11 protein-coding genes are annotated in these 13,965 nt (G+C 75.5%); 5 read left to right on the forward strand and 6 right to left on the reverse strand.

Going from position 1 to position 13,965, the window contains the following annotated elements; translation table 11 throughout:
• From GTR02_RS13245 to GTR02_RS13265, 5 genes are all read left to right on the forward strand, one after another.
• The coding region (locus GTR02_RS13245) for a DUF1501 domain-containing protein (RefSeq protein WP_205709210.1) at positions 1 to 1,283 on the forward strand (1,283 nt) is incomplete at its 5' end.
• Between the two features lie 256 nt (positions 1,284 to 1,539).
• On the forward strand, positions 1,540 to 3,627 hold the full coding sequence (locus tag GTR02_RS13250; protein WP_166607968.1) for an N-acetylmuramoyl-L-alanine amidase: 2,088 nt from the start codon (positions 1,540 to 1,542) through the stop codon (positions 3,625 to 3,627).
• On the forward strand, positions 3,624 to 4,856 hold the full coding sequence (locus GTR02_RS13255) for a VldE C-terminal domain-containing protein (protein WP_166607969.1): 1,233 nt from the start codon (positions 3,624 to 3,626) through the stop codon (positions 4,854 to 4,856). Before GTR02_RS13250 ends, GTR02_RS13255 begins: the two co-directional genes overlap by 4 nt.
• A 20-nt stretch (positions 4,857 to 4,876) precedes the next feature.
• On the forward strand, positions 4,877 to 6,889 hold the full coding sequence (locus GTR02_RS13260) for a SpoIID/LytB domain-containing protein (protein WP_166607970.1): 2,013 nt from the start codon (positions 4,877 to 4,879) through the stop codon (positions 6,887 to 6,889).
• 154 nt (positions 6,890 to 7,043) lie between these two features.
• Positions 7,044 to 8,414, forward strand: a complete 1,371-nt coding sequence (locus GTR02_RS13265) for an MFS transporter (RefSeq protein WP_166607971.1) — start codon at positions 7,044 to 7,046, stop codon at positions 8,412 to 8,414.
• Here the strand turns inward: GTR02_RS13265 and GTR02_RS13270 are convergent.
• From GTR02_RS13270 to GTR02_RS13295, 6 genes are read right to left on the reverse strand one after another with little or no spacing between them, the layout of a single operon-like run.
• Complete coding sequence (locus tag GTR02_RS13270; RefSeq protein ID WP_166607972.1) at positions 8,380 to 9,579, reverse strand: glycosyltransferase 87 family protein; 1,200 nt, start codon at positions 9,577 to 9,579, stop codon at positions 8,380 to 8,382. The genes GTR02_RS13265 and GTR02_RS13270 overlap by 35 nt on opposite strands.
• Positions 9,580 to 9,603: 24 nt before the next feature.
• Positions 9,604 to 10,065 (reverse strand): GtrA family protein, encoded by a 462-nt coding sequence (locus GTR02_RS13275; protein ID WP_166607973.1) that lies wholly within the window; start codon positions 10,063 to 10,065, stop codon positions 9,604 to 9,606.
• Positions 10,062 to 10,958, reverse strand: a complete 897-nt coding sequence (locus GTR02_RS13280) for a decaprenyl-phosphate phosphoribosyltransferase (protein WP_166607974.1) — start codon at positions 10,956 to 10,958, stop codon at positions 10,062 to 10,064. The genes GTR02_RS13275 and GTR02_RS13280 overlap by 4 nt, the downstream gene beginning before the upstream one ends.
• Entirely contained in the window at positions 10,958 to 11,482 is a 525-nt protein-coding gene (locus GTR02_RS13285) for a phosphatase PAP2 family protein (RefSeq protein ID WP_166607975.1), read from the reverse strand. Before GTR02_RS13285 ends, GTR02_RS13280 begins: the two co-directional genes overlap by 1 nt.
• A 58-nt stretch (positions 11,483 to 11,540) precedes the next feature.
• Positions 11,541 to 13,091, reverse strand: a complete 1,551-nt coding sequence (locus GTR02_RS13290; protein ID WP_166607976.1) for a hypothetical protein — start codon at positions 13,089 to 13,091, stop codon at positions 11,541 to 11,543.
• Positions 13,092 to 13,111: 20 nt separating this feature from the next.
• The gene (locus GTR02_RS13295; RefSeq protein ID WP_166607977.1) at positions 13,112 to 13,951 is read right to left on the reverse strand and encodes an ABC transporter ATP-binding protein; all 840 of its coding nucleotides are present in this window, start codon (positions 13,949 to 13,951) and stop codon (positions 13,112 to 13,114) included.
• Positions 13,952 to 13,965 lie beyond the last annotated feature (14 nt).

The following is a 13,965-nucleotide window of genomic DNA, read 5'->3' on the forward strand; positions in this document are numbered from 1 at the left end:
GTCCCGCCCCGTCCCCCGACCGCTGCGCCTGCGACGAGGGCGCCCGCGCGGCGTCGCAGCTCTCGCGCCGCACGCTGCTCAAGGCCGCCCTGGGCGCCTCGGCCGCGGGCGCCACGGCCTTCGCCGTCGGCGACGTCTCGACCCAGGTCTCGTGGGCCGGCACCGGCTGGACGGGCGAGACGCTCGTCGTGCTCAGCCTGCACGGCGGCTTCGACGGGCTGTCCGCCGTCGTGCCCGGCGGCGACCCCGGCTACTACGCGGCGCGGCCGAGCATCGCCGTGCCCCGCTCCACCCTGCTCGGCCTGGACCAGACGTTCGGCCTGCACCCGGCCATGGCGCCGCTCATGCCGTTCTGGCGCAACGGCACCTTCGGCGTCGTGCACGCCGTCGGGCAGGACACGCCCTCGCGCTCGCACTTCGCGGCGATGCAGGAGATGGAGCGCGCCGCGCCCGGGACGTCGGTGCGCACCGGCTGGATCGACCGCACGCTCGGCACCACGGGCACCGGCTCGGTGCTCAACGGGGTGCAGATGGGGGTCCAGTCGCCGCCGTCCTTCGCGGGGCCGGTGCAGGAGACGACCATGGACTCGATCAACGCGTTCTCCCTCATCGGGCCGGGCGCCGACCGCCCGACGTGGCACGCCGTGCTGCGCCGCATGCACGCCGGCGCGCCCGCCGCCGTCGCCCAGCCCGCGGCGACGCTGCTGACGGCCATGGAGGACGTCGCCCGCATCCGCACGACGGCCACGGGCCCCGCCAACGGCGCGGCGTACCCCGCCGGCGACCTCGGCGCTGCCCTGGCGCAGTCGGCGACGCTGATCCGCTCGGGCGCCCCCGTGCAGGTGCTGACCATCGACTACGGCGACTGGGACATGCACGCCGGCCTCGGCCGGGTCGACGGCGGCTGGATGCGCGACAAGCTCACCGAGCTCTCCTCGGCGCTGGCGGCCTTCGCCACCGACCTCGGCGGCAAGCTCGCCACGACGACCCTGATCACGCTCTCCGAGTTCGGGCGCCGCGTGGGGGAGAACCTCTCCGGTGGGCTGGACCACGGCCACGGCAACGCCGTGCTGCTGCTCGGCGGGCCCGTCGTCGGCGGTCGCGTGCACGGCCGCTGGCCCGGGCTCGGCGCCGGGCAGCTGCTCGACGGCGACCTCGCGGGCACGACGGACTACCGCTCGGTCGTCGGCGAGGTCCTCACGAAGCGGCTGGGCGCCGGCAGCCTGGGCGACGTGTTCCCCGGCTTCCGCGGCGCCCCGCTGGGCGTGGTCCGCAGCCGCTGAGCCGCCCGCGGCACACCCCCGGCCGGTCGCCGGTCCCGCGTGTCGCGCCCCCTGCCGTCGCGACACGTGAGACGGTAGTGACGTAGAGTGACTCTGTGATCACAGGGATGTTACACAGTCGTTCACTCCTGCACCTTGTCTCACACGGCGACCGTCTCCTACGTTGCGTAACGATCCGGTCGCGCGCTCAAGCTCCCCCCCGACCAGGCCGATGCCTGAGACGAGCGTTCACCCATGTGGGTGCGACCTGCCGTTGATGTCGAACCAGAGCGAGGCCTCCATGCGCCCCACCCGCACCTCCACGCCCAGCCCTGCCCGCCTGTCCCGGCGGACGCTGCTCGGGAGCGGCGGGGGCCTCGGCGTCCTGTCCGCCCTCGCCTGCTTCGCGGCGCCCGGCGCGTCGGCCGCGACGCGCAGCGCCTCGGCGCTGTCGGCCTCGGGCCTGCAGATCGGGGGCTCCACCCGTGCCTTCCGCCTGGCCGAGCACGCCCCGGCGTCCTCGACGCGCGTGCTGCGCTCCGCGGGCGCCCTGAGCACCGTGCAGGTGCAGGTCAGCGGCGGCCACATGGTCGGCGTGACCTTCCCCGCGGGCACCACCGCCGGGAGCGTCGCCGTGCGCACCCGCGTCGGCGGCACCTGGAGCGCCTGGGCCGAGCTCCCCCTCAACGACTCCGAGCCCGACCCGGACTCCCTGGACGCCCGCACCGCCGTCGCCGGCTCCGACCCGCTCTGGGTGGGCGGCCTCGGCTCCTCGGCGACCGTCGAGGTGCGCCTGCCCGCCGCGGACGTCGCGACCGCTCAGCTGCACGTCGTCGACGCCGGGAGCAGCCGCTCGCTGCTCGCGGCCCCCGCCGACACCACCGACACGACCGAGGCCCCGGCCGACGCCCCCGTCGTCGACGGCGTCCCGCCCGTCACGACGCTCGCCGTCGCGCGGCCGGCGATCACCTCGCGCGCGGGCTGGGGCGCCGACGAGTCGCTGCGCAAGGGCGCGCCGTCCTACAGCCAGACCATCAAGGCCTGCGTCGTGCACCACACCGCCGACGGCGGTTCCTACGGCCGCGACGACGTCGCCGCCGTCATGCGCGGCATGTACCGGTACCACACGGTGAGCCTGGGCTGGAGCGACCTCGGCTACAACTTCGTCGTCGACCGCTTCGGCGGGATCTGGGAGGGGCGGGCCGGCGGCACGAACCTGCCGGTCGTCGGGGCCCACGCGGGTGGCTTCAACACGGACACGTTCGGGGTCTCGATGATGGGCGACTTCACCTCGGTCGCCCCGTCGGCCGAGACGCTGGAGTCGGTGGCGCGCGTCATCGCGTGGAAGCTGTCGATGTACGGGCTGCCCGCCAAGGGTTCCGCCGTCCTGACGTCCGCGGGCGGCGGTACCGCCCGGTTCAAGGCCGGGACCACGGTGACCCTGCGCACGGTCAACGGCCACCGCGACGTCGGGTTCACGGCGTGCCCCGGCAACGTCGGCTACACGAAGATGGACGCGATCCGCAACCGCGTCGCCGCACTCATGAGCGCCTCGCCGAGTTCGGCGCAGACCGCCATCGCGGCCAAGTACGCGGCCCTGGGCGGCGCCGCCGGGTTCCTCGGCGCGGCCACCACGGCCGAGGGCAAGGTGCCCAACGGCCGCGGTTCCTTCCAGTACTTCCAGGGCGGGGCGATCTACTCGACCCCCGAGCTGGGCGCCCGCGTCGTGCGCGGGGCGATCCTCGCCGAGTACGCCCGCCTCGGGTGGGAGAACGCTCTCGGCTTCCCCACCAGCGACGACGGCCCCGCCCTCGGCGGCGCGTACACGCACTTCCAGAACGGCTCGATCTACTGGTCCCCCGCGACGGGCGCGCGCGACGTCCGCGGCGCCATCCGCACGAAGTGGGCGGCGAGCGGCTGGGAGCGGGGTTCCCTGGGCTACCCGGTGACCGGCGACAGCCGCGCCGCGGGCGGGTTCTTCACGCACTTCCAGAACGGGTCGATCTACTACTCGGCGGCGACGGGGGCGCACCTCACGCGCGGCGCGATCCGCGACAAGTGGGCGTCCCTCGGCTGGGAGCGGGGCCTGGGGTTCCCCCTGGTCGACGACACCCGGACGCCCAACGGCAAGGGCTGGTACAACCACTTCCAGGGCGGGTCGGTCTACTGGTCGCCGGCCACGGGCGCGCACGCGGTCCGCGGCGCGATCCGCGAGCGGTGGGCCTCGCTCGGCTGGGAGAACGGCTGGCTCGGGTTCCCCACGCGCGACGAGTACGCCGTCGCGGAGGGGCTGCGCGTGGACTTCCAGGGCGGCACGATCACCTGGAACTCGCGCACCGGTGAGCTGACCGCGAAGCGCTCGTGAGGCGGGCGAGAACGCGGCGCGGCTCGTGGTCGGCGGTGCTGACCGGGCTCGCCGCGGCCGTCACCGCGCCCCTGCTCACCGCGCCCGCGGCGCAGGCCGCCGTCGCGCCGCGCCCGCCCGCGGGGCTGCCCGCCGCGGTGGACGCCTTCGCCGCCTACCAGGCGCCGGTGACCTGCCAGGCGCCGCAGCCCGGGACGCTGGCGCTGCGCCAGCTCCTCCTGGACACCTACGGCCGCCAGAGCATCGGGACCGCGCGGGCGTGCCCCGCGAACGGCGTGCCCGTGAGCGACCACTCCGAGGGCCGGGCCCTGGACTGGATGCTCGACGCGGCCGACCCCGCGCAGAAGGCGCGGGCCGAGGAGTTCCTGGGCTGGCTGCTGGCGCCCGACGCCGCGGGCGGTCCTGCGGCGAACGCGCGGCGCCTCGGCGTGGCCTACCTCATCTTCGACGCCCGTGTGTGGAAGGCCTACCGCCCCGACGCCGGCTGGCAGCCCTACACGGGGCCCGACGACCACCGCGACCACATCCACGTGTCCCTCAGCCACGCGGGGGCGGCGCGCGAGACGTCCTGGTGGACGGGCACGGCCGACCCGCTCGAGGGGCACTGGGTGCGCCTCGGCGGCGAGCGCTCCGTGCTGGGCGGCCCGGCCCCGGGGCCGCGCACGCTGACGGCGGGCAACCGCTGCCGCACCTACCGGTGGGGCAGCGTGTGCGGGTCGCCGACGCTGCCCGCCCGCGAGGTGCACGGCTCGATCAGCGGCGCGTTCATCGCGGCCGGCGGGCCGGCCGGCCTGGGCCTGCCGCTGACGGACGAGACGCCGACGCCGCGCGCGACCGGCGCGTTCAACCACTTCCAGGGCGGGTCGATCTACTGGTCCCCCGCGACCGGCGCCCACGTCGTGCGCGGGGCGATCCGCGAGCGGTGGGCCGCGCTGGGCTGGGAGCGGGGCCTGGGGTTCCCGGTCACGGGGGACACCGCGACGCCCGGCCGCACCGGGTACTACAGCCACTTCCAGGGCGGGTCCGTGTACTGGTCCGCCGCGACGGGCGCGCACGCCGTGCGCGGCGCCATCCGCGACCGCTGGGCCGCGCTCGGCTGGGAGAAGGGCTACCTGGGCTACCCCGTCGGCGAGGAGCGCGCCGTCCCCGGCGGCCTGCAGCTCGACTTCCAGGGCGGCTGGATCACCTACGACACGGCCCGCCGCACCACCACCGCCACCCGCCGCTGACCGGCTCACGAGGAGTCCCCATGCACCGCCGCCGCACCGCACGGACCGCCCTGGTCACCGCCACGCTCGCGGCCGGTCTGGGCGCCGCGCTCCTCACGGCGTCCCCGGCGGCCGCCGACGAGGTCCGGCCGGTGCCCGCGGACGGGCGGTTCACGTTCAGCGGTCACGGGTTCGGGCACGGCATCGGCATGTCGCAGTGGGGCGCCCAGTCCCGCGCCCTCGCGGGCCAGAGCCACCGGCAGATCCTCGACGCCTACTACCCGGGCACGACGCCCGCGCAGCGCGAGGACCGCGTCCTGCGGGTCGGGCTGACGGGCTTCACGGGGCCGACCGTCACCGTGGCGGCACCCACCGCGGCACCGCTGACGCTGTCGACCTCGGGCCGCACGCTGGCCCCGGGTCAGCGCCTGGTCCTGACGTCGGCGGGCGCGTCGGTCGTGGCCAGCGCCACGGCGGGCGCGAACGGCGTCGCGGGCTGGACCGAGACGTGGCCCGCCGGCCCGACGCTCAGCGGCCCCGACGGCGTGCTGCTGGTGCGCGGCGACGGCAGCTCGACGCGCTACGCGGGGACGGTGCGCGTCGTGCGCGGCGCGAGCCTCACGGTCGTCAACGACGTCCGGCTCGAGACCTACCTGCGCGGCGTCGTCCCGGCGGAGTCGCCGTCGTCGTGGTCGGCCCAGGCCCTGCAGGCCCAGGCCGTGGCCGCCCGCAGCTACGCGCTGGCGGTGCTGCGCCCCGTGGCCGAGACCGACATCTGCGACACCACGGCGTGCCAGGTCTACCGCGGCGCCGAGAGCCGCAGCGCGAACGGCACCGTGACGTGGACGCAGCCCGCCTCGACCAACGCGGCGATCGCCGCGACCGCCGGGCAGGTCCGCACCTACGGCGGCGAGGTCGCCTTCACGCAGTTCTCCTCCTCCAACGGCGGCTGGTCGGTGGCGGGCTCCAAGCCGTACCTGACGGCGAACGAGGACCCGTTCTCCGCACCGGGCGGCAAGGCCCCGGGGGACCCCGTCGCCAGCTGGACCGCGACGGTGCCGGCGTCGGCGTTCGACGCGGGCTGCGCTCCGGGCGGCCGCGTCACGAGCCTGGTCGTCACGGCCCGCACCGGGCGCGGCGCCGACGGCGGCCGGGTCACGCGGGGCACGCTCGTGTGCACCAACGGCGAGGTGGCCGTGACCGGGACGAAGCTGCGCCAGCTCGGCGGGCTGCGCTCGGACTGGTTCACCCTGCCCAGCCCCATCGCGCTCGCGCACGCGGCGCTGGGCGGCCCCGCGGGGCCGCTCGGGAGCGCTCTCAGCGGTGAGCGGGCCACCCCCTCGACCCCCGGCGCGTTCCAGCACTTCGCGGGCGGCTCGATCTACTTCTCCGCCGCGACGGGCGCGCACGACGTCCGCGGGGGCATCCGCGACCGCTGGGCGGCCCTCGGCTGGGAGAACGGCCTGGGCTTCCCGACGTCGGGCGACACGAGGACGCCGAACGGCAGCGGGTACTTCACCCACTTCCAGGGCGGCTCGATCTACTTCTCCCCCGCGACCGGCGTGCACGAGGTGCGCGGCGCGATCCGCCAGCGCTGGGCGGCGCTCGGGTGGGAGAACGGGCTCGGCTACCCCACGACGGGCGACCTGCGGACGCCGAACGGCCGCGGGTACTTCACCCACTTCCAGGGCGGCTCGATCTACTTCTCCCCGGCCACGGGCGCCCAGGAGGTCCGGGGCGGGATCCGCGACGCGTGGGCCGCGCAGGGCTGGGAGAACGGCGCCCTCGGGTTCCCCGTCACCGGTGACCGGCGGACCCCCGCCGGCACCGGCTGGTACACGCAGTTCCAGGGCGGCTCGATCTACGCCACCGCGGTGGGCGGCGTACGGAGCGTGCGCGGGCCGATCCGCGACGCGTGGGCCGCGCAGGGCTGGGAGAACGGCGCCCTCGGCTACCCCGTCGGCGACCAGCAGGGTTCGGGCGTCGTCTCCCAGCGGTTCCAGGGCGGCACGCTGACGTTCGACCCGGCGACGGGACGCACCACGCGGTCCTGACCCGCGACGTCAGACGTCTGAGCCCCTCTCGCGTTGACAAGCCCCGCACCCGGTCCCATCCTTCGACAGGGGCTCCGGGCCTGCGGCGCGCGGGGTCTGGTCCCCGCCCGTCCACGACCCGGCTCCGCACTCACTTCACCGACGAGGGAGAGCCGTGAGCGGTAGCAGTCCTGACCAGGGGTCCCGGGGCGCGGGGTCCGACGACGGGCGGCCGGGCCTCGTGCAGGGGGCCTTCGAGACCGCCGTGAACCCCGGCGCCGGCAAGCCGTGGCTGCCGCGCGGGCACGCCATGTCGTGGTGGACCCTCGTGGTCACCACGGGCGCCATCCTCATGACGTCGATCGACGGCGGCATCCTGCCGGCCGTCCTGCCGGCCATCACCGAGGAGTTCGGCCTCAACAGCGTGCAGGCCGGGCTCATCAACTCGGTGTTCTTCGCCTCGCTCATCGTGGGCGCGATCGCCTTCGGCTGGGCGTCGGACCGCATCGGCACGGGGTACCGCCGCACGTGGACCTGGAACATCGCGATGCTGTTCGCGATCGTCGGCGGTGCGCTCACCTTCGGCTTCGCGGGCAGCTTCGTGGCGTTCCTGCTGCTGCGCATCCCGATGGGCATCAGCCGCGGCGGCTCCGAACCCGTCAACGTCGCCCTCGTGGGCGAGTGGTGGCCCAAGGAGCACCGCGGTTTCGCGCTCGGCGTGCACCACACCGGGTTCCCGATCGGGCAGTTCCTGACCGGGGCCATGATCGCCGCGATCCTGGGCGTGGCCGGCTGGCGCGAGGCCTTCCTGCTCATCCCCCTCCTGGGCATCGTCATCGTCGTCGCGCAGGCGTTCATCGGGACCCGGAAGAACCAGCAGAAGGTCTACGAGTGGATCGACGAGAACCAGCTCACGCGGCCGCTGCCGGAACTGTCCACGCGCCTGTCGGGCAGCTTCGTCGCGCCGGTCAAGGAGGCGCTGGCGAGCAAGAACGTCCGCTGGGCCGTCGCGCTGGTGTTCCTGTTCCTCTGGGGTGAGGCCGGCGCCGTCACGTTCCTGACGACGCAGTTCGTCGACCAGGGCATGGGCCAGGGGCAGGCCGCGCTCATCGCGGGCGCGTCCGGCATCACGGGCTGGATCGGGCAGATCGTCTGGGGCACGCTGTCGGACCGCACGGGCCGCAAGTCGGCCATCACGTTCCTCGTCATCGGCTGGTCGGTCTCGCTGCTCGGGATGATCTTCATCGCGGGCCCCGCCAGCGCCTGGGTCGTCCTGCTCTTCTGGGGCCTGTTCCGCAACGCGCCGTTCCCCGTCGTCTACGCGCTCCTGCTGGACTCGGTGCCGAAGGCCGCCGGGACCGCCATGGGCCTGATGATCGGGGTCGCGCTCGGCCTCTCGGGCGTGTTCGCCTCGGTGGTCGCAGGCCAGATCATCGACCAGTTCGGGTTCACGGTCCACTACGTCGTGCTGGCGGCCGTCGTGCTGCTCGCCCTCGTGCCGCTGTCCCGCATCAAGGAGACGGTGGCCGTCGGCTCGCACCACTGAGGCGGCCCACCCCGGCGACCGCCCCGCGCCGCGGGGGCCTCGCCAGCAGCAGCACCAGCAGCAGGAGGGCGAGGGGCCGGGTCTCGGCCAGCAGCACGCCGGCGACGGCGCCCGGCCCCCCGCCCGCCTGCAGCGCCGCACCCCACTGCAGCACGGGCAGCAGCCACGGCACGAGCGCAGCGGTCACCAGGACGGCTCCCCCGCGCGCCCCGGCCGCGCGCGGGCGGGCCAGCAGCAGCACGGCCGCGAGCGGCGCGGCCAGGGCGTGGTGGCTCCACGTCACGGGCGAGACCAGGCACGTCACGAGGCTGACGAGCAGGCCGAAGCGGAGGCGGTCGGCGGCCTCGGACCACGCGACGCCGCGGGCGACGAGGACCGTGAGCACGACGACCGGCACCGCGAGGACGGCCGCGAGCGCCGAGCTCGGCCCCGCCGCGAGCCCCGCGTGGGCGAACGCCCCCGCGAGGGAGTTGTTCGTCGGGGTGCCCGGCGCGGCGACGCGCGCGGAGTCCCACAGCAGGTCGGTGAAGTAGCTGCGCCAGGACGCCGGGGCGGCCAGGGCGCCCAGCAGCGTGACGACGCCCCCGACGACGACCGTCGGGGCCACGAAGCGCCGGCGGGCGGCGGGGTTCGCGACGGCGACCAGCACGAGGGCGGGCGTCACCTTGACCGCGGCGGCCAGGGCCGCGAGCGCGGCCCCGCGGCGGCCGGCGACGGCGCAGCCAGCGACGAGGCCCAGGACGACGAGCGGGCTCACCTGCCCCAGCACGAAGGCCTCGGCGAACGGGTCGCTCACGAGGACGGCCGCGACGCCCAGCCCCACGCCCCACCCGCGCGCGCCCAGCAGGCGCAGCAGGCGCGTGCCGGCGAGCACCGTGACCGCCACGAGCAGGGCGTCCCACACCCACACCGCCGCGGTCGCCGGCAGCAGCAGCAGGGGCGTGAACAGCGCGGCCGCCAACGGCGGGTAGACGAAGTAGTGGCCCCGGTCGGTGACCCGGAGGTACACGTCGCGGCCGGCGAGCAGGTCGGCCGCGCCGTGGCGGTACACCGCGAGGTCGTAGCCGCGCTCCCACGACGCGGTGCCCCAGCCCGTGGCCACGAGCAGCAGCAGCCACGCCACCGCCAGCCCCACCGGCACGAGCACCGGCAGCCGCGCCCTCACCACCGGCCGGTCACGACCGGCCCCTCACGGGCGGGTAGCGGCGCTGCGGTCGGGGAAGACCAGCGACCGGAACGTCAGGAACCGGAAGACGGTGGCGATGGCCATGCCGACCACGTTGCTGGAGAGGTTGTCCGCGAGCGGGCTCGTCCAGCCGAGCCCGTAGTGCGTGATGACCAGGCACAGCAGCTGCAGGCCGGCGGCGACGACGCTCAGCAGCAGGAACATCGCGTACTCGCGCACGGGGTGCTCGCTGCGGCGCTCCCGCCACGTGTAGTAGCGGCTGCCGACGAAGGCCACGGCGATCGCGACGACGCTCGAGACGACCTTGGCCCACGCGGAGCCGGTGCCCGTGAAGATCAGGACGTTGAAGACGACGAGGTCGGCCAGGTAGGCCGCCCCGCCCGTGACGAGGAAGCGGGCCGCCTCGCCCACGCGCTCGGGCGTCGCGACGGCGCGGACCCGGCCCCGCAGCGCACCCGGGCTCACGCCCACACCGCCAGCAGCATGGTGACGACCCACGCGCCCGCGAGGCCGACCAGCACCCGGTCGTGCAACGCGATCTCCTCGGGCTCCTCGGCGGCCCCCCGGTCGACGTCGACGGCGTAGCGCAGCACGGCGAGGACGAACGGGACGATGGAGACCACGCTCCACGGGGAGTCCGAGAGCACCTCCAGGCACCACAGGGCGTACGTCGTCACGACCACCGTGGCGGCCATCGTCCACACGAAGCGCAGGTAGCTCGTGGAGTACTTCTCCACGACGCGGCGCACGGCCTCGCCGGTCAGCTCGCCGCGGCGGGCCTCGCCGTAGCGCTTGCCGGCCGCCATGAACAGCGAGCCGAACGCCGCCGTGAGCAGGAACCACCGGGACAGCGGGATGCCGGCCGCCGTGCCGCCCGCGAGCATCCGCAGCAGGAAGCCGGAGGCCACGCTCGCGAGCTCGATGACGGGCTCGTGCTTCATGCCGAAGCAGTAGGCGAGCTGGATGACGAGGTAGACGGCCAGCACGACCGCGAGGCCGGGCTCCCACGCGAACCCGGCCCCCAGGCCCACGACCGCGAGGAGGACGGCGAGGGCGACCGCGCGGCCGACGCTCAGCTCCCCCGCCGCGATGGGGCGGTACCGCTTGCGGGGGTGCGCGCGGTCGGACTCCACGTCGCGGGCGTCGTTGACGAGGTAGACCGAGCTGGAGACGAGGCAGAACAGCACGAAGGCGACGCCCGCGCCGACGAAGGTCGACCCGTCGACCTGGGGCCCGGCGGGCAGCACGGGCGCCAGCACGAGGACGTTCTTGACCCACTGCCGTGGGCGCAGGGCCCGCAGCCACGCGGGCCCCGACGTCGTCGGGCGCGTCGTGGACGGGGTCGTCAGCGCGGGCATCAGCGCACGCCCAGCCGGGTCGCGGTGCGGCGCGCGACGACGGCCGTGGCCGCGCCCAGCAGCGCCCCCGCCGTCACGTCGCTCGGGTAGTGCACGCCGAGGACGAGCCGGGAGGCCGCCATGGCGGGCACCAGCGGCCACGTCGGGACGCCCAGCAGGGGCGCGAAGACGACGGCGGCCGCGGTGGTCGACGTGGCGTGCGAGCTCGGCATGCTCCACCGGCTCGGGACGGCCACGCGCACCTGCACGCGGTGGTCGAGGGGGCGGTGGCGGCGGGCGACCCGCTTGAGCACGACGCTCGCGCCGTGCGCGGCGACCACGGCGCCCGTGGCGACCAGCCACGCGGGGCGGCGGCGGCGGTCGAGCGCCGCGCCGAGCAGACCCGTCCCGATCCAGGCGGCCGCGTGCTCACCGGCGTGGCTGAGCAGCCGGGCGCCGGTCACGACGGCGTCGCCGCGGGCGTGGTCCTGGACCCAGCGCAGCGCCGCGAGGTCCGCGGCGGCGATGGTCGTGGGGGCTGTCACGAGCGCTCCTGGTCGGGGGCTGGAGGGGAGGGGGCGGACGGGCGCGCTCGGGCGCCGCTCAGGCCCCGTCGGGCGGCAGGAGGACGAGGACGCTGTCGCCCAGCAGCCACGTCGTGGTGATCGGCCAGCGCAGCAGGGCGCCGGGGGGCTCGTCGCCCGGGTCGAACCGCAGCATCCGCCCGGCCAGCGGCACGGGGGCCGCGGTGGCGTCGCGGTGGCGGTAGTTGAGGTCCAGCAGGCGCCGCAGCAGCGGCGACGCGCCCGCGCGGACCTGGTCGATCTGCGGCTGGATCAGCGCCGGGTCGGCGAAGTAGTCCACGACGCAGTCGCACGCGTAGGCCAGGTGGCCGATCTCGCCCGGGGAGGCGACGTGCCGGGGCCCGCCCCGCTGGCGGAGGTAGGTCGTGAGGTCGCCCGCGATCGCCTGGTACTGGGCGGGGTGGGCGAAGTTCGTCTGGATCGGCGCGATGGTCCACGGCACGCCCGTGCGGACGTCCGCGGCCCCCGTCGCGGCCAGCACCACGGCCGCGGCCACGAGGCCCCCGAGCCCGGCGGGGCGCGCGCCCAGCCGCTCCCGGGAGCCCCAGCAGGCGCCGACCGCGGCCACGGCGACCAGCGACGTCGTCGCCACCACGACCGCGTAGTACCAGTGGTACGGCGGGACACCGAGGACGCTCAGCGCCGCGTAGTGCGCCACGCCCGCGACCCCGAGCGCGAGCCAGGGCCACGCGCGCAGGCCCGGCGCGCTGGCGCGCCGCAGGTGGTAGCCGAGCAGCACGCACCAGCCCAGCCCGCCCAGCAGCACGGGCAGGAACGCGAGCACCGCGTGGCCGGCGTAGACGTCGAGGTAGAGCAGCGGGCCGTTGTGGACGTCGTACTCGCCCCAGGAGCGCTGCAGCGTCTTGATGATGACGGTGTCCGGCAGCGCCGAGCCGAGGAAGAACCAGCTCCAGACGAGCCACGGCACGACCACGGCGAGCGCCGCGGCCACGGCCAGGTGCAGCCGGCGCAGCACCGCGGGCGTGAGCAGCGACAGCACCACCACGACGACGGCCGCGTCCATGCGCGTCAGCACGACCGCGCCGGCGACGAGGCCGAAGCGGACGGGGCGCCCCGCGCTCGCGGTGTGCAGCAGCAGCGCCACGAGCAGCACGAGGAACCCCGACTCCAGGCCCACGGACGACAGCAGCAGCGGGTTGACGCCCACGAGCACGGCCCCGAGCACGCCCGCCCAGGGCGGCAGGCCCGTGCGGCGCGCGGTGCTGCGCAGCGTCGCGGTGAGGGCGACGGCGATCGCGACGTGCAGGATCCCGAGCGCGAGCACCGGCCGGCGCACCACGAACGTCGCCGCGGACAGCAGCAGCACCCACAGCGGCGAGGTGGCGGTGTTCGACGTGACGTCGGACAGCAGCCCCCACGTGCCGTGGAAGGCGACGTTGCGGGCGTAGGCGAGCGTGATGTACGCGTCGTCGACGAGCGCCCCGCGCAGCAGCAGGAAGGTCAGCGCCGCGAGCCCGCCCACGGCGAGCGGGGGCACCCAGGTGGCCCGCGCGGGCAGCCGGCGCCGCGGGGCCACCGGGGCCGCGGCCGGGGTCTCGACGCTCCTCACGCCCACGTCCTCACCCCACGTCACCGCGCCCGGTCCGCGAGGCCGTCACCGCCCGCGCCCCCCGCGGCGCGCTCCGCGGCCCGGCGGGTGCGCTCGCGCTCGTGCTCGCGCTCCACGACGTCCGGGTCCTGGCCGCGCATGCGGGCCACGACGCGCAGCGCGCTCTCGTCGGCGACGATGCGGCCGCCCTCGAGCAGCACGCCGCGCGTGCAGAGGTTCGCGACCATGTCGAGGTCGTGGCTGACGATGACGAGGGTGCGGCCCTCCTCGCGCAGCTCCTCGATGCGCGCGAGGCACTTCTTCTGGAACGGCTCGTCGCCGACGGAGAGGATCTCGTCGATGAGGAAGACCTCGGGGTCGGTGTGCACCGCCACGGCGAAGGCGAGCCGCAGGAACATGCCCGAGGAGTAGAACTTCACCTCGGTGTCGATGAACTTCTCGATCTCGGAGAAGGCCACGATGTCGTCGAAGCGCGCCGTGATCGTCGCCTCGTCCATGCCGAGGATCGCGCCGTTGAGGAAGACGTTCTCGCGGCCCGTGAGGTCGGGGTGGAAACCCGCGCCCACCTCGATGAGCCCCGCGATCCGGCCGCGGACGCCGATGGTGCCGCCGTCGGGCTGCATGACGCCGGAGATCAGCTTCAGCAGCGTCGACTTGCCCGAGCCGTTGAACCCCAGCAGGGCCACCGACTCCCCCTGGTGCACGTGCAGGTCGACGCCGTCGAGCGCGCGGAAGCTGTCGGAGATCGGCCGGCGCCGCAGCTTAGCCATCGCCAGCTCCTTCAGCGAGCGGTTGTGCCGCAGCGTGAAGTCCTTCACGAGGCCGTCGACCTCGATGGCGGTGGGCGTGCCGGCGGCCACGCCGGGCGGGGTGG

The organism is Kineococcus siccus (assembly GCF_009906795.1).
GTDB lineage: Bacteria > Actinomycetota > Actinomycetes > Actinomycetales > Kineococcaceae > Kineococcus > Kineococcus siccus.